We start from the raw sequence: 23,158 nt of genomic DNA, 5'->3' as shown, positions 1-23,158 counted from the left end.
AGGAGATGGCGCACATGGCAGAAGTGCAAACCGCAGGAAACAAAGCGTTTTACCGGAAGTCGTTGGAATCGCTTACATTGAGGGAACGGGACATGTACCGGCGCAATTTCGTCGTGCTGATCGCCATGCTCATTACGACGCTGCTGATCGCGGTCAGTTTGGCGACAAGCGGCACGAAGGACATGAGCGGCTCGACGGTGGCCGTCATGACGGTCCAGCCGTGTTCGCTTGCACTTTATGCGCTGCTGCATTATTTTCGCCGGTTCATCGGCGGCATGGGCTATTTGGCCATTATCGGCACAGGCATTTCCACAATGATCAGTGTCACGATGGATCCGAACATAACCAATGTATTTTCCGTCTACTACCTTGTCGTCATGTCGCTCATCTTCATGAATGTGCGCATCTTGCTGCTCGGCTCTTTGTATGGCTTCGGTTTGATGCTGTACATGCTGTTCGGCATGAAGGACGAGCTCGGCATCACGGACCAGCAGCAATCGACCTATATGATTTACTATTTGCTCATTTCCACTTTGTTCTTCTGCCTGTATTTCGTGTCCAACGGATTGATGAAGCGTATGGAGCAAGCGAGGCTCGAAACCGAGCGGCTGCTGGCGCAGCAGCGGGAGCAGAAGGAGGCGCTGCTCGGCAATGTGACGGCGGTGACCGGTTTGATCGGCGGCATAACCCGGTCCGGCGAAGAGAATGACAGCTCCTTCGCGGAAATGAACGTTGCGTTCCAGGAGATCGCGGCAGGTGCGGGCGTTCAGGTGGATTCGACGCTGTCGATCAACGAATCGATCCGCCAGATGGGTTCGTTGATTGCGGAGATGTCGGCTACGTTCCGGGAGCTGCTGCAGAAGTCGCAAGAAGCTTCCGGCGTCTCCGAGGAAGGCAAACGCCAGATGATAGAGTTGACCGGCAATACGGCGGCGTTCAAACGGGACATGGACGATATGGCGGCCGAATTCGTGCATCTGATCGAACGGCTAGACGAAACGAACCGGATCAGCGAAACGATTCAGAGCATCGCCAGACAGACGAACTTGCTGTCGCTTAACGCCGGCATCGAAGCCGCACGCGCGGGCGAGAACGGCAAAGGCTTCGCCGTCGTCGCCGCGGAAATCCGCAAGCTGGCCGACATGACGGCACGTTCGGCGGAACACATTTCCCGGCAAATTGCCGATTTCACCACCCAAACGAGCGTAACCCGCGGCAAAATCGAGCAAGCGGCGCAGCGCATGCAGGAAAGCAGCGAAACGACGCAGCGGACGCAGCGTTCGTTCGAATTGATTTCGTCCGCCGTTTCCTTGCTGCAGGAGCTGGCCGCGAAGCAAAACGTATTGATGTCGCAGGTAGGCGAATCGTCGGCGGCGATCGGCGATTCGACGAACCACCTCGCCTCCGTCAGCGAGGAAGCTTCCGCTACGCTGGAGCAGCTGTCCGCCACGCTGCTGTCGCTGCTGCAGACGAACCGGAACAGCCTCGGCAGCATCAAACGCGTCGAAACGAATTTGCAGCAAATTATTGCGTAATCGAGCCTGCTTTGGAGTCAAAAGCGAACTCCCGCCCCGCGGCGCAAACCGCGGGGTTATTTGCTGTCTGTCCCACACGCGACAAGTTGCCAAAGTTCCGAATAATATGTAAGAATAGTTGACATATAATTCGGAATTGCATATGATATTGGGTAAAGATAGGGCATTCAACTGCATATTTCACGGGAAAATAGGTCGATCAGGAATGGAATTGTTACTTATGTGTAATATAAATTAACATATAACTTTCGTGCATGGCGGCAGCAGTCCGATCGCGCGTTCGAAAGAGGGGAGGCGTTCACATGTCTACGGCACAAGCGCAATGGTTCTCTTACGACGCCGCAACGTTTTACGACGAAATGTTCGAAAGGGATCACTCGGTTCGCGTCCACTACGAGGAAGTGTATCGCAGATTTGGCCGGATGAAGGAAGCCGATCTCACCGCCCGTCAGGCGGCGATGGACCGGCGCATGCTGGAGGAAGGCATCACGTTCACGCTATACAGCCCGGATCAATCGGAGCCGCTGGAGCGGACGATTCCGTTCGATTTTATTCCGCGCGTCATTCCGAAAGCGGAGTGGGAGATGCTGGAGAAAGGGCTGAAGCAGCGCATCGAGGCGCTCAATCGGTTCGTCCGCGACATTTACCACGAGCAGCGGATTATCCGCGATGGCGTCGTGCCGCGCGCGATGATTATCGCGAACAAATATTTCCGCCCGGAGATGGCGGGCCTGCATGTGCCGGGCAATGTGTACATGACGACGGCGGGCATCGATCTGATCCGCGACGAGCAGGGCGACTATTACGTGCTGGAGGACAATTTGCGGACGCCGTCCGGCTTCTCCTACTTGTACAAAAGCCGAACGCTGGTGAGCCAGCTGCTGCCGGAACTGATGTTTTCCTGCGCGGTCCGCGACGTCGAGATCAGCCTGAACGTGTTTCTGCGTTCGCTCCGCAAGCTGGCGCCGTCCGGCAAACCGGATCCGGTCATCGCGCTGCTGACGCCGGGGCCTTACAACTCCGCCTATTTCGAGCATACGTTTCTCGCCCAGCAGATGGGCATCCATCTCGTCGAAGGGCGCGATCTTGTCGCCAAGGACCATAAAATTTACATGCGCGGCATCAAAGGGCTGCAGCAGGTGGACGTCATTTACCGCCGGCTGGACGACGATTACCTCGATCCGCTTGCGTTCAGCCCCGACTCGCTGCTCGGCGTCGCCGGCCTGATGAACGCTTACCGTGCGGGCAATGTCGCTATTGCCAACGCGCCGGGCACCGGTGTCGCCGACGATAAAGCCGTCTACGCTTACGTGCCGGACATGATCCGTTTCTATTTGGGCGAAGAGCCGATTTTGCGCAACGTGCCGACGTACATTATGTCCCGCCAGGAGGAGCGCGATTATGTGCTCGCCAACTTGCCGCGTATGGTCGTCAAGGAGACGTCGCTCTCCGGCGGTTACGGCATGCTGATCGGTCCCGCCGCCACGCAGCTGGAAATCGCCGCGTTCGCCGAGGCGATTCGCCGCGAGCCGGGCCGGTATATCGCCCAACCGACGATGAAGCTGTCGCGGGCGCCGGTGATGCTTGGCGGCGCCATGGTCCCTCGCCACATCGATCTGCGTGCGTTCGTGCTGTCGGACGGCGACGGGGCCCACGTGATCCCGGGCGGACTGACCAGGGTCGCGCTCAAGGAAGGTTCGCTCGTCGTCAATTCGTCGCAAGGCGGCGGCTGCAAGGATACGTGGGTGATGGCCAGGTAAGGCCGGGAGCGAAATGAGCCGTGCGAATGGAACGATCATTTGAAATGGGGGATGACGTATGCTGAACCGAAACGCGGAAGCTTTGTTTTGGGTGGGGCGCTATACGGAGCGGGCGGAAAATCATGCGCGGCTGATCGATGTGCACTACCATATCCAGCAGGAAAACGACGTTTCGCCGTCCGATCTCAAATGGTCGCGCATTGTCGAGGCGCTCGGCAGCCATGCCGATTATACGCAGCAATACGGCGCCGCTTTTACGGAGCGGGACGTGCTTGCCTACATGACGCTGGACAAAGGGAACGCCAACTCGATGCTGTCGTGCATCAGCAACGCCCGCAACAACATCCGCACGCTCCGCGAAAAAGTGCCGAGCGAGCTGTGGGACGTGCTTAACACGTTTTATTTGTGGCTGCGAGAGCAGCAGATCGGCGATATCGTCGGCGAGTCGCCGCATCAGTTTTACAGGCGGATCAAGGAGTGGACCGGGCTGTTCTACGGCATGGAAATGTCGGTCATGCTGCGCGAGAACGAATGGCATCTGATCGAATGCGGCCGCTGCCTGGAGCGGGCGGAGAACACGGTGCGCATCATTCAATCCGTCCACCGGGCGGCGCGGGAGGATGGCGCTTCCGCTTATCCGTATTTGCTGGCGGTGCTCAAGTCGGTCAGCGGTTACCAGGCGTTTCGCCGGTACTATGCCGATGCCGTATCGATCGAGGCGATCGTCGACTTCCTGATCCGCGGCGCGGCGTTTCCGCGTTCGGTGCGGTTCGCGTTTCGCGAGTTGGACGGCCATTTGCGCGGCATCGCGCTTGCGGACGGCGCCTCCGAATCGCCGCACGACAAGGCGATCCGGCTTGCGGCCAAGGCGAACGCCGATCTTGCCTGCCTCGACCGGGAAGATATGCAGCCGGAGCTGTTGGACGGCTTGCTGCAAGGAATGCTGGCATCTTGCCAGCAGCTTGGGGTGGCGATTGCGACGACGTTTTTTCGCGCTCGGGAGGCCAGCGCATGAAGCTCGAAATTTCCCATGTGACCCGGTATACGTATGCCGAGCCGGTGACGGACAGTGTCAATGAAATTCGGCTGACGCCGCGGACGAACAGCCGCCAGTCCTGCTACAGCCAGGCGATTGCGATTGAGCCGAATGCGTCTTTGTTCACGTACGAAGACTATTTCGGCAACCGGGTGCATGCGTTTACCGTCAATAAGCCGCACCGCCAGCTCATGATCCGCACGACGACCACCGTCGTTACGGAAAACAGCGGTCCTTCGCCGGACAACGGGATGACGCCGGAGGAGGAGCGGCGCTGGATCGACGACGAGTCGACGCATAACCGCTATGCGGAATATTTGTTGCCGACACCGTATACGTCAGCGACACCCGAAGTGCGGCAATTCGCCGCCGGCATCGGCTCGTTGGACGACGGGGTGTACGCCTGGCTGCGGAAGCTGTCGCTGACCATCAAGGGCGAGTTCGTTTACGACCCGCAAGCGACGCATGTGCGTACGCAGGTGGACGAAATGCTCCGGCTCGGCCGCGGCGTTTGCCAGGATTTTGCCCACTTGATGCTCGCCGTTTGCCGGTACCGCGGCATTCCGGCCCGTTATGTGAGCGGCTATCATTTTGTCGGCGATTTGCAAGGGGGCAGCGCCGACTTCGAGCAGGCGTCGCATGCCTGGATCGAGGCGTTTGTGCCCGGCGCGGGCTGGCGCGGCTTCGACCCGACGAACGACGCGACGATCGACGGGCGTTACGTCAAGCTCGGTCACGGCCGCGACTATCCGGACATCGTGCCGGTGAAGGGCGTGTACCGCGGTACGGGTGAACAGCGGCTGGAAGTGCTCGTCGATGTGCGGCGAGTGGAGGATTAGCGCGCGAAATAGGCCATCTTTTATGGCCTATTTCGTTAAAAATGGGCAGTCGCTTCTAAATAGCCAGTGATTTCACTGGCTATTTGTGTGAATTTGCCCGGTTTGGGGCCGTTTCGCCCAAATAACCAGTGTTTTCACTGGTTATTTTTGAAGAGACGGCCGATATGGAGGCAATAAGCCATTTTTCATGGACTATTTCGCTCCCAGCCGAACCATGAGGCAGGTGGAACGCTCCTACGACGACACGGGAGTAGCTCGAAATGGCATGGTACCATCGCCGCACCCCAAGCTACTTCTGGTTGTCCTCGACACTAATGCTGCACTCAAGGCTACTTCTGATTGTCCGCCACGCCCGAGTTACTTCTGATTGCCCTCGTACCATCGGCGCCCCCAAGCAACTATTGATTGTCCCGACACTACCGTCGTCCTCAAGCTACTGATGCCGTCCTCGGTACCATCTCCGTCACGCGCTACTTCCAAATGTCCTGTGGTCCCGCCCATTTGTGGAAGCGGATAGTCTGCAGCGGTGGGTGGCGGAAGCGGCGGCGAGCGTGCATATATTCGTTAGCCATTCGCGTCAGTTCGTATCTGTTGATTATCCCGTTGGCTCAAGTTGGCGTTTGGATGTAACAAGTCTGAAGGGTATCCCTGCATGGTGTCGCTGCATCGTAGGGGGCATTTTTCTTGAAATGGGATCTTGAGATTGAGTCAAAGGGATAGCGGGCAGAAAGGAAGTTGCGGAGAGGACAACCTTGTTCCGGTCTGAGCGAAGGGGATAGCAGGCAGAAGGGGATCCCGGAGATGACTTTTCGCTTCGGTCTGAGTCAAAGGGATAGCGAGCAGAAAAAGCAGGCGCATAAGGGGGGGGGCATAGGGGAAGGAGGGGGATGCAGGCCCGGTTCAAGCGACAACGTTGCTGGCCATAATAGATGTCTGATGTCACAATTCCTTTGTTGTCCCACATTAACCTGAAAGCATTGGGAGAGGGGCGGCAAGTTTGACGTAACAACGAAGCTTGCTTTGCCTTAACCTGACAGCATTGTGGGCCGCCCCTCCCGTTGCACAAGCGCTAGTGCGCCAGCTTGCGGAATACCTGGTAACTGCGTTCGGCGCAGGCGGAGATGGCGATCGGATGGAAGCCGCTCACTTCCGCATACAGCGTATCGTGCAGCGGCTCCGTCCAGCTCGCCGGCAAGGCGGCGGCTCCGAGCGCCGCGCCCATGATCGAGCCAACCGTGGCGCCGTTGCAGTCGGTGTCCCAGCCGCCGAGCACGGCCGTAGTGACCGCCAGCTCGAAATCGCCGCGGGCAAACACGAGCGCCGCCGCTACCAGCGCGGCATTATTGTTCGTATGCACCGGGTCATAGTGCTTGAACGCTTCCCAAATCCGGTCGACCAACTCGACCTGATCGTTGGCCTGTTTGGCAATTTCGACAGCAAGGGCAATATCGTGCGCAAGCCGGCAGCCGCGCGGAATTTCCGACAGGCCGATGGCGACGATGCGCTCGGGGTCGGACTCGACGAAAGCGGCGGCGATCATCGCAGCTACGAACATTTCGCCGTAGATGCCGTTCTTCACGTGTGAGAACGAAGCGTCGCGCCAAGCCAAATCGGCGGCAAGCTCCGGGTTGCCGGCGGCGCCATAAGCGAAGCCGTCGGCGCGGATTTGCGCGCCGATCCATTCGCGGTACGGGTTCAGATGAGTGCGCACCCAATCTTTGCGCGATTCCCAATCGTCCGGCTTCTGTCCGTGGATATGCGACGTAGCTTGCGTGAAATTCAAATAGGCCTGCGTTTCGGCCGTGCACACTTGCCCGTAAGTCAGCAGCCGATGCCACATTTTGCCGATATGCCACGAATCCCAATCGAGTCCTCGCTCCTCGAGCATCAGGAGTCCAAGCACGGTATACCGGATATCGTCGTCCGTCTCCATATGCTCGATCCGCTCGCGCAGGCTGTGTGTCTTGTTGACCTTGATGCCGACTTCCTGTTCGGCACGGGAAAATTCCGGCGTATAGCCGCGGATCGGCCAGGCGTCGGCGCCTTCGAACCAGAGCTGCACGTTGCGCCACCCCGGATTGCCGAACGAGCCGCGCATGAAATGGCTGTTCTCCACCGGTTTGCCCAGCGCGCATCCGACGCTCCGGCCCAACCAGGCGCCGTAAAATTTATCCCGCCAAACCTCCTCGCTGTGTGCGGCGGAAAGCCGCCGCGGGCCTTCCGGGCGCAACCGGCGAATGTCCGTCAGCTCGGACGGCTCCTCATAAGCAAAATCGCCGCGCACCGGCAACGCCATCAATTGTTCGTACAACTGAAGCAATTGTTGGTCATCGTTTCCTGCCGCTTCCACCCGTTCGACAAAGCCTTGCACATCGCAGCCTTCTTCGCTGCGCTGCTGTATTTCTTCCCGCACCAAATCGCGCAGTGGCGCCCAACCGGCCATCGTTCGTTCCCTCCCGAATCCTCATTCACGCCGTTTTTCGGCATACTTGTATTATACGGGACCGGTGCCGGGCGATCTTCTCATGCGTTCAAGGGCGGTTCTCAATAATTGCGTTTATCGGCGATTGTGCGGCCCTGTAGTCGAGCGGCGCCACGCCAGCATGCGCTTTGAACAGCCGGTAGAACGAAGCGACGCTCTGAAATCCGCTTTCGAAGCAGATGTCCGCGATGCTGCGATCGCTGCTGATCAAGAGCCGCTTCGCCTCGTTCATTCGCTGTTGCAGCAGCAGCTCCTTGAACCCGCGGCCAAGCTCTTCGCGGAGCAGATGGCTGGCGCGCGAAGGGGTAACGCCAAGCACCTCGGCCACATCGCGCAGTTCCAGCGGCTCGCGGAACTTCTCCTCCAGCAGCGCGAGCGCCGGTCGCAGCTTGCGGAACGATTCGTTCAGCCGCCGCCACTCCGCATGCGACACTTGTGCGGCATAATGGCGCAGCAAAAGTACGCAAAGCTCCAGCAGCGCGCTTTTGGCCATGCTCAGGTAGCCTTCCTGTTTATGTTCCAGCTCTTCGTGCAAACGGGCGAGCAATGCCGCCAATTGCCGGGCCAGCGGCGATTCGGCCGGAATCCGGTTCTCGAACCGGTCGGAACGATAGGCGAAAGGGAGCAGCAACGACTCCTCTTCCTTCAGCAGCCAATGCGGATCGAAGTTCACGAAGATGTAAGAGCTGGGGTTCGTACGGTCCGACTGGGCGATATGCAGCTCTTCATTGTTTACCAGGAAAACGTCGCCGGGCCGCACCGGATACCGTTTGTCGCCGAAATAAAAAAAACCTTGGCCGGAAACGCAGCAGCCGATTTCCAGACTCGAATGGGAATGAAGCGGCTCCATGACGTCGCGCGGCGTCCAGCGGAACGCGTTGATCGGAATGTTGTGATCGTAGGTAATGGCCAGCTTCATGGACAGCCTCCGTCCATTTCGTAGGATCGATACGATCATTCTACCACATGGTTTTCCCGCCACATAAGAATTTTGCGTTACCTCTTCTTTCGCCATCAGCGTTTCCGGATTATGGTATAATAGTCGAGGTCGCCAGGATCGGCTAGGCACCGAAATCGTTGGCGAATCCGGCGCAAAGGCGAGAAGGAGAGAAGCGCAATCAATAACAACCGTTTGGCGGACAATCCGTATGCCCTGATGGGCGTTCTTTTGGTGCTGTGGGGGTCGTTCGCCGCCATCGGCAAGCTCGTTTTGGGCGATTTGGACAGCTATCAGCTGCAGTTTTACATGTTCGGCTTTGGCTTCATTGGCCTCGGCCTTCTGGTCGTTTGCCGTCCCGAGCTTCGCGCGGAGCTGGCGCGGCTGCGGTTTGCCCAGGCAGGCAAGCTTGCGCTGCTTGGGGTGCTCTCGTATTTGTATTATTTCTTTTATACCAAATCGTTAGGCATGATTCCCGTCGTGGAAGCGTCCATGCTGAACTACATGTTCCCGCTGTTCATCGTCTTGCTCGGCATTACCTTCTTCGGCGAAAAACCGACGCTGGCCAAGCTTGCGGCGATTGTTGCGGGTGTTGTCGGCATGATCGTGATTGTCACTGGCGGACAAGCGATCGACCTTGCCTCTTTTAACCTGTCGGGCGATCTGTTGGCGCTTGGCGGCGCCATGTCGTGGGCGCTGTTCTCGCATTTGACCCGGCGCAGCCAGACGTCGCTGATCGTGGCGAATTTTATTTATACCGCGTCGTCGTTTGCGCTTTCCGCCATCAGCCTGTTCGTTACTTCGTCGCTTGGCGCGATGCCGGGATTCAGCGCGTTGTCCGGACTGGTTTGGCTGGGCCTCAGCAACTTGATCCTCGGCAATTTGCTCTGGATTCGCGCGCTCAAACGATGCCCGCCGTCGCTGGTCGCCAGTCTGTCGTTCGTGACGCCGTTCTTCACGCTGCTGTTCATCTGGCTGCTGCTCGGCGAATCGTTGTCCGCGGCGCAATTCATCGGCTTCGGCATCGTGATCGCCGGACTCGTGCTGCATTCGTTCGATCGGCGTGCTGCATAGAACGGCGGCTTCGGGGCAAACTACCGTCAACCGAATAAGGGCGAAAGGAGGGAGACGGTTGTCCAGAAACCGAAGCAGGGGAAGCAGGAAACTGCTTGTTCCCGGAGCGGAGCGCAGCGTCGATATGTTCAAAGTGCAGGTCATGCGCCAGGAAGGGTTTGCCGTCGATCCCGAGCGGCCGAACGACGTCAAGTATGAGGTGGCCCGCACGATCGGGGTGCCGCTTGCGCCGGGCTACAACGGCAAATTGACGACGGAATCGGCCGGCAAAGTGGGCGGCCGCATCGGCGGTTCGATGGTCCGCGAAATGGTCAAGCTGGCGCAGGAACAACTGGCGCGAAGCCGGTAAATGGGTTCGAATAAAGGCCGCTATCCGTAATGGACAGCGGCCTTTATTCATGCTGCGGAGCCAATTGCGTCTACCCTCCGAAAGGCGTCGTTACCGGCTGGTTATAGTCGCGCTCCCGTTCCTTCTCGCGCTCCCGTTCGCGTTCGCGCTCCCATGCCCGCTCTCTTTCCCGTTCGCGTTCGCGCTCCGGATCCGACGCGGCAGCCGCCCGCTCCTGCCGCTCGCGGGCTTCCGCTCCTTCCGCCTTGTCCGGCCGCTGCTCCGTTCCTTCCGTGCCGGCAGCGGCCTCAGCCGCGGCTTCCGCGCCTTCGCGCTTGCTGAAACCTTGGAATACGCCGCCTTCTTCGATTACGAACGATTGCGATACGATGTTGCCGAACAGCTTGCCGGTCGCCATGATGCGCAAGCTGCCTTTGGTCGTCACGTTGCCGTGCACGCTGCCGGCGATAATGACGTTGCGTGCGGCGATGTTCGACTTCACCGTGCCGGCTTCGCCGACGGTAACGTCGCCCATGCATTCCACATCGCCGGTAATCGTGCCTTCGATGCGGATGCCGGCTTCGGACTTGATTTTTCCTTCGAACATGCTGCCTTCGCCGATCAACGTATCGGTCGTGTTCGGATTGAGCGGTTTCTTCTTCGCGAACATGCTAATCGTCCTTTCTTACCGCTTGCAAGTATGGTTTCGGGTCGATGCTGACGCCGTTTAAGAGCACTTCGTAATGCAGGTGTGGCCCCGTGCTGCGCCCCGTATTGCCGGTGCGGCCGATGATCTGGCCTTTGACGACGGTTTCGCCGGGTTTGACGCCGATTTTGCTCAGGTGCATGTACCAGGTGGAAAGGCCGTTCTCATGCGTGACGACGATATTGTTGCCGTGCGTGGAGTCGCTGCCGGTCGATTTGACCGTTCCGTCGGCCGTGACATAGGCGGGATCCCCCAGATTGGCGCCAAAATCGATGCCGCTGTGGTAGCTCGGCGCTTTCGTGAACGGATCGATGCGAACCCCGAAACCGGACGTAATCGCATGCGAAATCGTCGGCCAAAGCGTTGGCGTTACCTGGAGCAGATGCTGCGTTTCCAGCACCTTCTGTTTCGTCACCGTAAGACTGCCCGTCAACGCGTTGATTTCGTCGCCGATGGTCGAATAATTATGCCGCGCCTGTTCGACCAGGTCGTCCACATCCTTCTCGCTGGCCGGCACGTTCGTACCGCCGATCCCTGCCGTAGCGGGTTTCTCCCCGGACGGCGGCGCGCTGGCGAGCGGGCCTCCCTTGCCGTCTGTCCCGGCGATCGATTTCATTTCGCTCTCGAACTTCTTGAATTCCTCCACCTTGGCTTTGATCGCCTCCGCCTGGTCGGACAGACGGATGAGCTCGCTCTGCAGCTGCTCGATGGTCGAGTTTTTGTCGAGGAGCGACTCGGCGAAGGTTTGCGTCTGATCGGTCATTTCGGCTTTCAGATGGCCGTTCAGTAATTCCGATTCCTTGTGCACCTGGTAGTAATAGTAGGCCGCCCCAAGCGCGCACAGCACGGCAATGACGCCGAAATACAGGACGACTCCCGCGATCCGGAACCGGATCACATGGCTGTTGGCATCGGAGATGACCATGAAAGTAAATCGTTTTCGAATCCATTTCCCGTTCATGCGTCCGCTCCGTTGACAGTTGGAATATGTAGGTAAGTTCGATATGTGTTGTGTATTCGTCACGAATCGAAAAAAACCTTCCTCACTCGACAGGATTGTGGCAAAAATCCGGCCAAATGGGAAGGAAGCCCTACATTCAGGTGCCGTACGGCATAGTTGCTCCAAAGCTTGCAATTATACAAGTCTTTTGTTTACTTTTACCAGACCGCTCGAATAATCGAACGTATATGCCGCCATTTCCGACTCCAGTATCAGCGTGTCCGGGGGTGTCCAAACCGTTGAGCGGTCAAAATGAAACCGTTCCATGACATGCTCGAATAGTTTGAAAAAATCGGCATGCAGCCCATGCTCGGCGGAACCGAACAATTGCCCGTCCACGCGGTCTTCCGCAACCTCTTCGAACCGCGCCCCGATGCTGCGGCTAAACTCCCGTTTGCGGCCGGTATCTGTCATATGATCCTTCGAGCCGTGATATACCATGCATTGGCATCGATTTTCGATTTGCCCGTAAAGCCACTCCAGGTCCATGATATTCCGATCAACCTCGTTCATGGTGGTCGCCATGTAATCGAAATAAACCCGCAGTATCAGACCGTCCAACGTAAGCTCGCCGATCCGCCGCTCGAGCGGGTTCATGAATATAGGGTATAAATACGACGAGTTGTCGATCATCAACTTAAACAAGCCCGGGGCGAACGCATTGCATAAATACGCCAGATAGGCTCCGTGCGAATGGCCAAATGTCACCATTTTGCGCGTGTTGAACGGGTAGTCGTTGTCCTGGAGAATGGCGATTACAGCCAATACGGCTGTAATATTGTCTATGGACTGCATCAGCGACATATCGTTGAAGTTGCCCTTCGACTCGCCCAGCGCCTCTTTGAACAGCAGGGGAATGTCGTACTTTTCCGCAAGCCTCACCATGTCCTCAACCCCGTTTAACTGCGAATTGATCGCAGACGCCGGGATTCCCGTTTTCTTTTGGACATTCAGGCAAAACGGCGTCGCATCGATCTGTTTGGGCTTTTGCATGAACTCATGGCCGAAGTAGTCGCACTGAACGGTAACAAGGTTAAAGGTGTCTGCCAGCACGGACCGCATTTTTGTATATACTTTGGACCCGCTATGCCCTCCGTAACCGGCAATGAATAGGACCATTCCCGTATCCGCGTTGATTTGTTCCGGTGCGCCGAAATATATTTTGAGCTGCCGCTCGTCGCCTGTGTACAGATTGGGATGGGCCGGGATCGTGATATCATACTCATTCGCCATATTTCTACCTCCACAGACGTTATTCGACGAATCGGATGCGTAAAAAATTTTAAAGCATCGGCGTATAAATTACGAGCCTCCGGCAAACGGAAATGGAAAGGATTCGACTTCTTTTGGCAAAAATAGTGCTAAAGGCTGGAGGATTTCGGCGGAATAAATCGAAATGAGTAGGTAGCGATTTTGAGGTAGCATCGTCATGAAGGGATGGAGAACTGTACATGATCAGGCTTGCAGGGATCGATGTGGGTAATGACACGATCAAGGTGGTCGTTGACGGCATAAACGAACCGGTCATCGTGCCGAACGTAGTCGCCGCGGGGTACGAGCGGCTAGTTCTGCAGGAGGAGGACTCGCCGCTCAAGGCGCTGGACGTTATGGTCTACAGTCCGAAGCTGGCCCGCAACAACCAGCGTTATTTTGTCGGGACGCTCGCTGTCGAGAATGAAGACAACGTCGAGCTTGAGGAAACCGACAACAAGGCGTTGTCCGACCAGTCGCTTGTCGTCGCGCTCACTACGCTTGCCTACGCCGGGGTCGCCGGGCAATCGCAGAACGTTCCTTCTTACAATTCGACCGACGAAGTGGAATACATTATCGGCACCGGGCTGCCGGTGCGCACTTACTCCAAGTTTCATCGCACGTTCGAGGAGCGGCTCATCGGCGAGCATGAGGTGACGTTCCTGACGACGCCGCAGCTGCGGGGCCGCAGGGTGAAGGTGAGCATCCGCCGGGCGCTCGTGTCGATCGAAGGTGCCGCCGCGCTGTTCCATATGGCGACGTACGACAGCTTACAGGTCAAGGACGAGGAGCTGTACTACGGCTGCATCGGCATCTGCGAAATGGGGGCGCTGACGACCGACTTTCCCGTCATCAAACGAATGAGCATCGACAACCAGTTCAGCTCGGGCGAACAGATGGGGTTGGCCAGCTATTTGGACGCAATCATCCGCGACGTGGAGGACAGCTACGGCTACCGGTTCCCGAGCCGGACGAAGCTGATCGGCCGCATCCGCAACCGGCAATACTATATCCAGCGCGTTGGGGAAGGCAGAGCGGACATCAAGCCGATCGTCGACATGTATTTTTCGCGCGCCGCGCAGCGGATCGTCGACCTGATCAAGAAGAAGTGGAACAAGTACCAGGACATCGAATGCTTCTACGTAATCGGCGGCGGCGCTTCGGCGCTCAAGCCTTACATTCTCGACGCGGCGGGGCCGATCAAACTGCGTTTCGTGGACGACAGCGAGCTGCAGAACGTGTACGGCTACTTGAAGCTGGCGAAAAGCAAATACAACCAACCGGCGGCGATTTGACGCGCGCTTGTTGGCCGGAACGGAAGCGGCGGCAGCCCTGGACGAAGTTGGTCCGGGGCTGTTGTTGTTTCAGCGGCGAGATCGGGAAGGACGCTCGGCGCCGAAATGAAACACCGCGATTTCGGGTGGACATGCCAGGCGGAACGGCAGCCTCACCGTACCCAGGCCGCGATTGATGTAGAAGTGTTTGCGATGGTCCATTTTCTTGAGCCCGACGTGACAGTTTTTATAAGCGCCGATCGTGCGATTGAACAACCGGATTTGGCCTCCGTGCGTATGTCCGACCAACAGCAAATCGTAAGGGAGTTCTTTCTCCCGGATGTAACGGACGATGTCGGGAGAGTGCGCAAGCAGGATGCAATACTCGTACGATTCGATTTCTTCCTTCGCGACGGTCAGCCGTTCGTTTCCGTAGATGGAGTTGTCGAAGCCGTAGAGCAAACATTTCCCCGGGTTCCCTGCGATGGTTGAACTGCTGTTCGATAACACAACCACATTCTGTTTCTGCAGCCTTCGCATCATCGTTTGGTACTCTTCTTCGGTATATCTTTTTTTGCTGATTCCTGCCCGGCCTTCCCGCTCATAGTTGCCCGGCACGAAATAAATGGAGGAACAGTTTATGTTCCGTATTTCATTCAACACCCGGTCGAACTGATGTTTCCTGGATGTCAGGTCGCCGGTAATAACGACATAGTCGGGGTTTATGCGATTGACCATGCCGCTTAACGAACCGTTGAGAAATCGGATGCGGCCATGCAAATCGGACAATTGCACCACGGTAAAAGCAGGCTCGGATTCCGTCCGAAGACGATGAACGGAGCGTTTGACCCATAACGTCTGCATGGCTAACAAGAAGATGCACAGCAGAACAACAACCAGTACGATGAGGACCATTGGCGATACCCTTTCATGAAACGTTCTCCTGACTTCTTAATTCCATAGCCGCAGCGGAAGTCCTCTTTCAAGGCGACGGGCTCGAACGTCTCCCCCCCGGCTGTTATAATAAGAAATACAACGAGGCAAACGAATGCAATGCCAAGGTGAGGTGGCGAATGCCCGACTGGTCGTATCGCACGCTGTTTCAACCGCTGCTGTCCGGTTTGTCCGCCGAACGGGCGCGGGCGCTGACGCTTGGCGCCATGGGGGCGCTCAGCCGGCTGCCGGGCGGTACGTTCGTCATACGAACGATGGGGCATATGGAGCTGTCGCCGATTCTCGAAGATGAGGTCGGCGGCGTGCCGCTGCGCTATCCGGTCGGCCTGAGCGGATGCGTCGATCCGCACGGGGTCGCGCAGAAGGCGCTTTCCCCGTTCGGCTTCGGCTATTACGAGATTGGCCCTGTCAGCTTGCAGGCTATACGGCCGGAGCGGGCGATCGGGCGCGACCTGCGGCAGGAAACGCTGTTGTATCCCGAGCCGTACGCGAACGACGGGGCTGACGCGATCGTCGCCCGGCTGCAGCGCGGGCCGGGGCATGCGCTGCCGCTGATGGTGCGCATCCGGCCGATGCCCGGGTTGCCTGCGGAAGCGGCGGCGGCCGAGCTGTTGCAGCTGATGGAGCGGTTCGAGCCGTTCGCGGCGGGCTTCTTCGTCGACGCTTTCGACGAAGCGCGAACGCCGGCGCAAACGGCGAACGTGCTTGCGCAGCTGACGGAAGGCGGGCGCCGGCTCTTTCTGTATGTGCCGCCGGATTGTACGGCGGATCGGCTGCTTGAGTTGTTGGACGGCGTCGATATGAAGCGCTGGAGCGGCGTCGTCATCGGCGATGCCGTCAGCGGCGTTGTCCCCGGCGAGCCGGCCGTCGTCGGCCGCAGCGCAAAGGAGCCGGGCGAGCGGCTGCTGCGGTTGATCCGCGAGCGATACGGCGCGGAACCGGCGCTGATCGCCGCTTGCGGCGTGCACGAGCCGCAGGACGCGCTCGAGCTGATGGCCGCCGGCGCGAACGCTGTGCAACTGCACAGCGGGCTTGTCTTTTCGGGGCCGGGCTTGCCGAAGCGGATCAACGAGGCGGTCATTTACGAGCGAATTCGCGACGAGGAGCCACCTCCCGCCCCTTCGTTCTGGTCGTCGTGGGGCTGGATGTGCCTGCTCGGGCTCGGCATGATCGTCGGCGGCGCGATCGCCTGGCTGATTGCCGGCAGCAGCGTTGTGCTTCCGTATGACGAAGCGTTTCTCGACATGCTGCGGGGCGAGCTGGAGCAAGCGAACGGGCGGCTGCTCCCGTTCATGTCGCATGACCGGATCACACTGGCCGGCACGATGCTGTCGATCGGCATTCTCTATTACCAACTGGGGAGGCACGGCTTGCGACGTGAGCTGCACTGGGCCAAAACCGCCCTGCTCGCCTCCGGCGTCGTCGGTTTCTCCAGCTTCTTCTTGTACCTCGGCTACGGTTATTTCGATCCGCTGCATGCCGCTGCCGCCGCCATTCTGCTGCCGATGTTCGTACTGGCGATGCGGCGGCCGGCGGATCGGCCGTCGCGCAAGCCGCCGGGCCTTCGCAACGATCGCGATTGGCAGCTGGCGATGTGGGGCCAGTTGATGCTCGTGTCGCTCGGATTTGCGCTTGCCGTCGGCGGGCTGGTGATCGCCGGCGTCGGCATTACGCGCGTTTTTGTGCCGACCGACTTGACGTTCTTATGCGCGTCGGCCGAAGCGCTGGCCGAGCTCAACGATCGGCTGCTGCCGCTCATCGCGCACGACCGCGCCGGCTTCGGCGGCGCGTTGTTCTCCGACGCCGTCGCTATCCTCGCGGCCTCCCTCTGGGGCATCCAGCGCGGCGAACGCTGGCTCTGGCTGACCTTGCTGGCCGCCGGTTTGCCGGGCTTCGCCGCGGGGATCAGCGTCCATCTGACGATCGGCTACACCGATTTTATCCACTTGCTCCCTGCTTACGCGGCGATTGCGCTATTTGTGGCGGGGCTGGCGTTGCTTTACCCGTATATGATGAAGCCGGCTGGCAGACAAGCCAACAACGAAGGGAGTTCGACATGAGCGGCACCACCTTGACCGTAAGCAAAGGCAAACTGTTCGGGGCCGATCGGCTGCCGCGGTATTTTGCGCAGTTGGCGGCGAACGGCGTCACCGCGGAGCGGCTCGCATTCGTCTGCATCGGCACCGATCGTTCCACCGGCGACGCGCTTGGGCCGCTGGTCGGCACGATGCTGCGCGAAGCGGGCTATCGCCGTGTGATCGGCGCGCTGGAGGAACCGTGCGACGCGGATACGATGCCGCGTATGCTTGAACGGCTCGAGCCCGGCTGGACGACGCTGGCGATCGACGCCTGCCTCGGCAAGCCGGCTTCGGTTGGCTGCTATCAGGTCGGCGTCGGCGGCCTCGTGCCGGGCGCGGCGACGGGGCGCGGCTTCGCGCCGATCGGCGATTACGCCGTCGCCGCCATCGTCGGCGAATTGACAGATGCGCCGTATAAGGCGCTTCAGCGGGCTTCGCTGCACCGCGTTATGGGGATGGCGCGCACGATTGCCTCGGCGATCGGTCAGGCGTTCGATCCGGCCTGAAGCTGCGGTTGATTTGATAGCAAAACAATGTACAGGTTCCCGGGGAAGCGGAACGCAAAGCAAAACGCAGAGCAGAATCCTTAAGAGCATTTATACACTTAAACTCGCCCCAAACGGCTGATTGAGGCAACCTAACTGCAAAAATGCATTTAATTTCAATGTAATTCCAAAGTTCGGGTCATTCCAGGGGATTTAAATGCATTTTTGCACTTAAATGTATCAAACGAGTCTGTATGGCAACATTTAAATGTATTTATACATTTGAGCTACGGTCAGCTCGTGCTGAGGCGTCGTCTGTTCAGCGCCAAAAGCTGCCCCTCGCAAACTTCATACCCGTGTCCGTCAGCCCGATATCCCGCCGCTCGCTCACCGCCAATCAACCCGACCGTCCCTCCGCTCGACCGCCAGTCAGCCCAACCGTCCCGCTGCTTGCCTCCGCCCGTTTGGTCGTTCCTCACCTGTATGCCGGCCGTCCCATAGCCCGATTTCATGGAACAACAAAAGAGTCTTATATATGGCGAAACCCGCGTTGGTTACCAGTTTCAGTTGCCGTTCGCCTGGGTAAGGAGATACAATGCCGCCCAATGAAAATGATCCTTCCATTTACAAATTGGTTACATGGATCCCGACCTTTTTTAACATATGGCGCATATAATGATATTTATAGATCGAAGCAAATCAGCGAAGCAGGCCCGGCGCTAGAGGTGAATATCATTGCCGAACGAAGCGAAGAGCGCTTCGTTGCGGTATTGAGTGTTATAGCAGGTTTCTGCGACGCGACTTGCCAGAAAAACAGAAAGTCAGGAAGAGGAGAGTAGATTCATGACCAACATTCGACACCGGAACGTCATCGATGCCGACGGACAAATATACTGCTGCTTGCGCAACAAAGTCGTAACGTTCGATACGGAGCACCAAAACACTTATTGCTCGGGCTGCAAAATGAAAGCGGAAGAGCCGCGAGGCGGCATCGTTACATGCGAATGGGAGGATTTGCGGCCTGTAGCCGACCCGTGCGTCGTCACCGACCCGCAAGCGGAATGGAAAAGCAACCAGAAACGGCAAATCGTTGCTCCACCGTTCATGCTCGAATCGCACGGCGATCTGAACGACGACGCGGTAAATTGTTGACGTCGGACCGGGACAAGCGTCGACATCCGGCAGCGTAGCAAGCAAAGGGAGAAGAGCCCCTCTCTTACGCATAGGCGTCCCATGAAGAGGGATACTATTCCTGTCATGGTCTGTTGCGAGTAGGGGGATGACGGCATGAAGCCTGCCGAACTATTACGCGCCGTCGATCATCGGCCATTCCCGCTGCCAAACGGCGGTTGGTTCATGAAGCAAGTATGGCGCGACTTGTTATGTATGCACTGGCCGGTTCCGGCCGCAAAGGTAAGGCCCTTTGTACCCCATCGGCTGCAATTGGAGTTGTGGGAAGGAAGCGCCTGGATTTCCGTGATTCCGTTTCGCATCGATCCTTACCGCATCAGAGGGCTGCCGCCGATTCCCGGCGTCTGCTCGATGCTCGAACTTAATGTACGAACTTATGTGACCTTCGGGAATGTTCCCGGGGTTTATTTTTTCAGCTTGGATGCATCGAGCCGGCCCGCCGTCGAGGCGGCACGGCTGTTTTCGCTACCCTATCTCAAAGCCGGCATTCGTTTGGCGCGCGAACGGGACAAGCTGCGTTTTGCCGCCGTCAGGGAGGACAAGCGCGGTGGGCCGGCGAGACTGGAAGTCGCTTACAGCGCCAAGGATGAGGGCGTGTTTCACGCGCCGCCCGGAAGCAAGCTGCACTGGCTGACCGAAAGGTACCGGTTTTACGCGGAACGCGGCGGCGGTGGTCGCTCGGGGGAAATTTTGGCCGCGGACATCCATCATCTGCCATGGGCGCTGCAGCGGGCAGACGTTGCGATTGGGCTGAGCACGATGACGGCGGCCATGGGAATCGAATTGCCGGACGAGCCGGCGGAGGTGACCTATACCCGGCGCTTGGACGCGCTGATGTGGCCGGTGAAGTCGCTGCAGTCGCCATGAGCGCTGAGCTGTTACGCTGTCGGCAATCGTTCCGATGACGCAGCATCTGAAAATAGGCCATAAAAAATGGCCTATTCGCCCTTTTTCCGCTTATCCGGACGAAATAGCCAGTGAAAACACTGGTTATTCTGACCAAATAGCCCCATCAAGGGCAGATTGATACGAATAGCCAGCGAAATCACTGGCTATTTCGTTGCTACCATCCCTTTTGGGAAAAATAGGCCACAAAACATGGCTTATTCTTTCTCTTCGCCAACATAAAATAACAGCGGACCTCCCAGGTCCGCAGTTATCGCTGCTTTAACGTCACTCCGCCGCCGCTGTTGCTCCCCCCGCCGACGTCGCTCCTGCTGGCGTCGCAACCGCCGCCGAGGCTGCCGCACGCTTGCGGTTCGACGGCCACCAGTTTGCTTCGCCGAACAAGTTTGCCGCGGCCGGGACGATCAGGCCCATGAACACGATCGAGTAGAACAGCAGCCCGATCAGAATGCCGGCGCCGATCTGCGTCAGCGTGCCGACGCCCGACAGCATCAACGCGGCGAACGTGCCGCCCATGATGACCGCCGCCGACATGATGACGCCGCCCGTTGTCGACATTGCCTTGCGCATCGCGGCGGCAATGCCGCCCGGCCGGTATTCCTCCTTGAAGCGGGCCATCAGGAAGATGCTGTAATCGACGCCGAGGGCGACGATAATCAGGAAGACGAAGAACGAAACCGACCACGACAAGCCGGGATGGCCCAGCAGCTTGACGAAGATAAACTCGAGAATGCCCATCGTCATCAGGTAATTGAACCCGAGCGACAGCAAAATGTACAGCGGCGCAAGCGCCGAACGAAGCAGCAGCGCCAGCACGATGTAGATGCCGAGCATCACGAGCCCGCCCGTGCGCAGGAAGTCATGCTGCGAAATGGCTTGCAGCTCGGTCGATTGCGTCGTCGTGCCGGTCAACTTCAAATCGGGGGCGGCGATGCCGGTCGCTGCCGCGCTTTGCTTCAGCGCGTCGCGCAGCCCGTCGATGCGGCCCATCGCTTCCGCACTGTACGGATTGTCGCTGAGCACCACCTCCAGCTTCGTCGTCAAGCCGTCCGGCGACATGTACGCGTCGAGCGCCTTCTTCAAATCGCCGCTCTGCAGCGCTTCCGCCGGCACGTACCAGCCGGCGATCTGCTTGCCGCTGCCGCTGGCGATACTTGTCTGCGCCGCGCGCACCTGATCGAGGCCGTCGCCGATTTGACGCAGCGCCGCCGTGCCTTCGCCGAGCCCCTTCGTCAGCTCGTCAAGCCCGCCTTGCAGCTTGCCTACGCCTTCGGCTGCTTGTGTCTGGCCGGCTTCGATCTGCGCCAGCCCGCCGGCGGCTTGCCGCACCGACGGCGCCATGGCGGCGATGCCTTGCCGCACCGGCGCCACGCCTTGCGCGACCTGCCCGAGCCCTTGAGCCGCACCTTGCTGCTTCGCCTGCAGCGCCTGGAACGCGGCGTCGTCCGCCAGCGCCGGGTTGCGCGCCAGCAGCTCGCCGAGGTCGCCGGCCATCGAGCCGACGGCGTCCTGCGCGCTGCCGATGCCGGCGGCAATGCCGCCAAGCGCTTGCGCGCTTTGGTCGAGGCCGCCGGCCAGCTGCTGCAGCCCGTCTTCGACCTGACGCGTGCTGGCCGCAAGCTGTCCAAGCCCGCCCTGCAGCTGCTTCACGTCGCCGGAACCTTGCTGCAGCTGCTTGCTCGCTTGCTCCAGCCCGCCGGCAACCTGCCGGGTGCCGCCGCCGAGGTCGCCGAGCGCGGCGCCCGTTTTGCCGAGCTGGTCCGGCACCGTCAGCTCGGTCAGCTGCTTGCCGAGCGGCCGCGCCGCGCTGCGCACTTCGGCAACACCGGCGACGGCGCTCGCGTCGGCGCTGATCTTCTCCAGCGCGGCGAGCCCTTCGGGCGTCCGCATCGAACCGGACGACGTCAGCGTCACGGTGACCGGATAAATGTCGCCCGCGCCGAACTTGTCTTTCACTTTATTGAAGCCGACGACCGAACCGAAATCGGGCTTCACTTCGGCAATATCGTCGAACGAGCGTTTGCCCTGGAACAGCAGCGTCAGCGGCGACAGCACGAGAATCGCGACGATCAGCACAAGCGCCGGGCGCCTGGATGCAAGCCCCGCAAGCGCACCCCACAGCCGCGAGTCGCCGTGGCCTTGCCCGGCTTTCACCTTCACCGGCCAGAACATCTTCGGTCCGAGAATGATCATGATCGCCGGCGTCAGCGTCAGACAGGCGAGCAAGCTGACGGCGACGCCGATCGATACCCCGACGGCCGACTGGTACAGGCCGAATTTGGCGAAGCCGATCAGGAAGAAGGCGATCAGCACAGTGCTGCCGGAGAAAACGACCGTCTTGCCGACCGTGCGCATCGTCCGGGCGATAGCGTCAACCGGCTTCCAGCCGCCGCTCAGCTCTTCGCGGAAGCGCTGGATGAGCAAAATGCAATAATCGGTTCCGGCGCCGAACAGGACCGCAATCAGGAACGATTCCGTAAACGACGACACCGGCAAGCCGAAACGGTCGGCGGCCCAGGCGACAAGCCCGCGCGTGATGACCAGCGAAAAGGCGATGCTGATCAGCGGCACGAATGGCGCGATCGGCGAGCGGAAGACAATGAGCAGGATGACGAGCACAAGCCCGACGGTCAGCAGCTCCGTCTTCTGCAACCCTTCTTCGGACGATTTCTGAAAATCTTTCGAAATCGCCGCGCTGCCGGTCACATACACCTCGGCCCCCGCGGGAACGTCTTTCAGCCGATCCTCGATGATCGTCAAATTGTCCTGCACAGCCGGGTCGTTCTCCGCCTTGACGAAATTGACAAGCGCCAACTGCATCGTACCGTCCTTGCTTTCAAACTTGGCCGCCAGCGACGGATCGTCCGACGCCGTCATCAAGCCGGCAAGCTCCAGCTTGTCTTTGTCCCGTTTCAGATCGTCGGTTTTGGATTTCAACCAGCTGCGGTCCGCATCTTGCAAACCGCCGTCGCGAACGATCACGATGACGGCGCCGGACTTGCTTTTCTGCGCCGGATCGATCCGCTCGAGAATGTTGCGGGCTTGCACCGACTCCGAGGTGGCCGGCACGAACTTCTGCTCCGTGCCGCGCACAATTTGCTGCAGATCGGGCAATGCCAGCACCGACGCCACCGTTACCGCCAGCCACAGCGCAATGACAAGCCATCTGGCTTTGGACAAACCGTTGTACCACTTTTCGATCATCGTCCGTTTCCCTCCATCGATTCCGCGGCAGGTCATCCTTTTATCGGGATGGTCGTGCCGCGATTCGCCAGTCGTTTTATTTTTTTATACCCTAAAAATGACCGAAGGTCAATAAATA

At 58.9% G+C, this 23,158-nt stretch carries 18 protein-coding genes; 11 read left to right on the top strand and 7 right to left on the bottom strand.

Annotation, left to right across the window (positions count from 1 at the left end; all coding sequences use genetic code 11):
• The first annotated feature begins 14 nt into the window (after window positions 1-14).
• From EXY20_RS28475 to EXY20_RS28460, 4 genes are all read left to right on the top strand, one after another.
• Window positions 15-1,535, top strand: a complete 1,521-nt coding sequence (locus tag EXY20_RS28475; RefSeq protein WP_167859587.1) for a methyl-accepting chemotaxis protein — start codon at window positions 15-17, stop codon at window positions 1,533-1,535.
• 302 nt (window positions 1,536-1,837) lie between these two features.
• Window positions 1,838-3,295 (top strand): circularly permuted type 2 ATP-grasp protein, encoded by a 1,458-nt coding sequence (locus EXY20_RS28470; protein ID WP_135555594.1) that lies wholly within the window; start codon window positions 1,838-1,840, stop codon window positions 3,293-3,295.
• A gap of 58 nt (window positions 3,296-3,353) precedes the next feature.
• Window positions 3,354-4,310: an alpha-E domain-containing protein gene (locus tag EXY20_RS28465; protein ID WP_135555592.1), complete on the top strand. Its 957-nt coding sequence runs from the start codon at window positions 3,354-3,356 to the stop codon at window positions 4,308-4,310.
• Window positions 4,307-5,170 (top strand): transglutaminase family protein, encoded by an 864-nt coding sequence (locus EXY20_RS28460; RefSeq protein WP_135555590.1) that lies wholly within the window; start codon window positions 4,307-4,309, stop codon window positions 5,168-5,170. The genes EXY20_RS28465 and EXY20_RS28460 overlap by 4 nt, the downstream gene beginning before the upstream one ends.
• A 1,069-nt stretch (window positions 5,171-6,239) precedes the next feature.
• Here the strand turns inward: EXY20_RS28460 and EXY20_RS28455 are convergent.
• Together EXY20_RS28455 and EXY20_RS28450 are read right to left on the bottom strand one after the other, a co-directional pair.
• Entirely contained in the window at window positions 6,240-7,613 is a 1,374-nt protein-coding gene (locus EXY20_RS28455) for an ADP-ribosylglycohydrolase family protein (protein WP_135555589.1), read from the bottom strand.
• Window positions 7,614-7,701: 88 nt separating this feature from the next.
• Window positions 7,702-8,571 carry an AraC family transcriptional regulator gene (locus EXY20_RS28450; RefSeq protein WP_167859586.1) on the bottom strand — a complete coding sequence of 290 codons (870 nt, stop codon included), beginning with the start codon at window positions 8,569-8,571 and terminating at the stop codon, window positions 7,702-7,704.
• Window positions 8,572-8,808: 237 nt separating this feature from the next.
• Here EXY20_RS28450 and EXY20_RS28445 point away from each other — a divergent pair, with 237 nt between their 5' ends.
• On the top strand, window positions 8,809-9,663 hold the full coding sequence (locus EXY20_RS28445) for a DMT family transporter (RefSeq protein ID WP_135555585.1): 855 nt from the start codon (window positions 8,809-8,811) through the stop codon (window positions 9,661-9,663).
• A gap of 58 nt (window positions 9,664-9,721) precedes the next feature.
• Window positions 9,722-10,012: an alpha/beta-type small acid-soluble spore protein gene (locus EXY20_RS28440; protein WP_135555583.1), complete on the top strand. Its 291-nt coding sequence runs from the start codon at window positions 9,722-9,724 to the stop codon at window positions 10,010-10,012.
• Between the two features lie 70 nt (window positions 10,013-10,082).
• On the opposite strand, the gene EXY20_RS28435 is transcribed toward EXY20_RS28440, so the two are convergent.
• From EXY20_RS28435 to EXY20_RS28425, 3 genes are all read right to left on the bottom strand, one after another.
• Window positions 10,083-10,661, bottom strand: coding sequence for a bactofilin family protein (locus EXY20_RS28435; protein ID WP_135555581.1), 579 nt, complete (start codon window positions 10,659-10,661; stop codon window positions 10,083-10,085).
• Window position 10,662: 1 nt separating this feature from the next.
• Window positions 10,663-11,658, bottom strand: coding sequence for a peptidoglycan DD-metalloendopeptidase family protein (locus EXY20_RS28430; protein WP_135555579.1), 996 nt, complete (start codon window positions 11,656-11,658; stop codon window positions 10,663-10,665).
• Window positions 11,659-11,832: 174 nt separating this feature from the next.
• Window positions 11,833-12,930, bottom strand: a complete 1,098-nt coding sequence (locus EXY20_RS28425; protein WP_135555577.1) for a DUF2920 family protein — start codon at window positions 12,928-12,930, stop codon at window positions 11,833-11,835.
• 218 nt (window positions 12,931-13,148) lie between these two features.
• Here EXY20_RS28425 and EXY20_RS28420 point away from each other — a divergent pair, with 218 nt between their 5' ends.
• Window positions 13,149-14,243: a ParM/StbA family protein gene (locus EXY20_RS28420; RefSeq protein ID WP_135555575.1), complete on the top strand. Its 1,095-nt coding sequence runs from the start codon at window positions 13,149-13,151 to the stop codon at window positions 14,241-14,243.
• Window positions 14,244-14,312: 69 nt separating this feature from the next.
• Here EXY20_RS28420 and EXY20_RS28415 read toward each other — a convergent pair whose 3' ends face one another.
• Window positions 14,313-15,137, bottom strand: coding sequence for a metallophosphoesterase (locus EXY20_RS28415; RefSeq protein ID WP_135555574.1), 825 nt, complete (start codon window positions 15,135-15,137; stop codon window positions 14,313-14,315).
• Between the two features lie 158 nt (window positions 15,138-15,295).
• Here EXY20_RS28415 and EXY20_RS28410 point away from each other — a divergent pair, with 158 nt between their 5' ends.
• The 4 genes from EXY20_RS28410 (at window position 15,296) to EXY20_RS28395 (ending at window position 19,797) form a co-directional block, all read left to right on the top strand.
• Window positions 15,296-17,236: a dihydroorotate dehydrogenase gene (locus EXY20_RS28410; protein ID WP_135555572.1), complete on the top strand. Its 1,941-nt coding sequence runs from the start codon at window positions 15,296-15,298 to the stop codon at window positions 17,234-17,236.
• A complete protein-coding gene (gene yyaC / locus EXY20_RS28405) occupies window positions 17,233-17,760 on the top strand; it encodes a spore protease YyaC (protein ID WP_135555570.1) in 528 nt (175 codons plus the stop codon). The genes EXY20_RS28410 and yyaC overlap by 4 nt, the downstream gene beginning before the upstream one ends.
• Window positions 17,761-18,582: 822 nt before the next feature.
• Window positions 18,583-18,891 carry a hypothetical protein gene (locus EXY20_RS28400; protein WP_135555568.1) on the top strand — a complete coding sequence of 103 codons (309 nt, stop codon included), beginning with the start codon at window positions 18,583-18,585 and terminating at the stop codon, window positions 18,889-18,891.
• Between the two features lie 135 nt (window positions 18,892-19,026).
• Window positions 19,027-19,797, top strand: coding sequence for a YqjF family protein (locus EXY20_RS28395; protein WP_135555567.1), 771 nt, complete (start codon window positions 19,027-19,029; stop codon window positions 19,795-19,797).
• 306 nt (window positions 19,798-20,103) lie between these two features.
• On the opposite strand, the gene EXY20_RS28390 is transcribed toward EXY20_RS28395, so the two are convergent.
• Entirely contained in the window at window positions 20,104-23,040 is a 2,937-nt protein-coding gene (locus tag EXY20_RS28390; RefSeq protein ID WP_167859584.1) for an MMPL family transporter, read from the bottom strand.
• Window positions 23,041-23,158 lie beyond the last annotated feature (118 nt).

The sequence above is a fragment of the Paenibacillus cymbidii genome, assembly GCF_004764705.1.
Taxonomy (GTDB): domain Bacteria; phylum Bacillota; class Bacilli; order Paenibacillales; family NBRC-103111; genus Paenibacillus_AN; species Paenibacillus_AN cymbidii.
The sequence above is the reverse complement of the archived record's forward strand: the minus strand, read 5'-3'. Positions and strand labels throughout refer to the sequence as shown.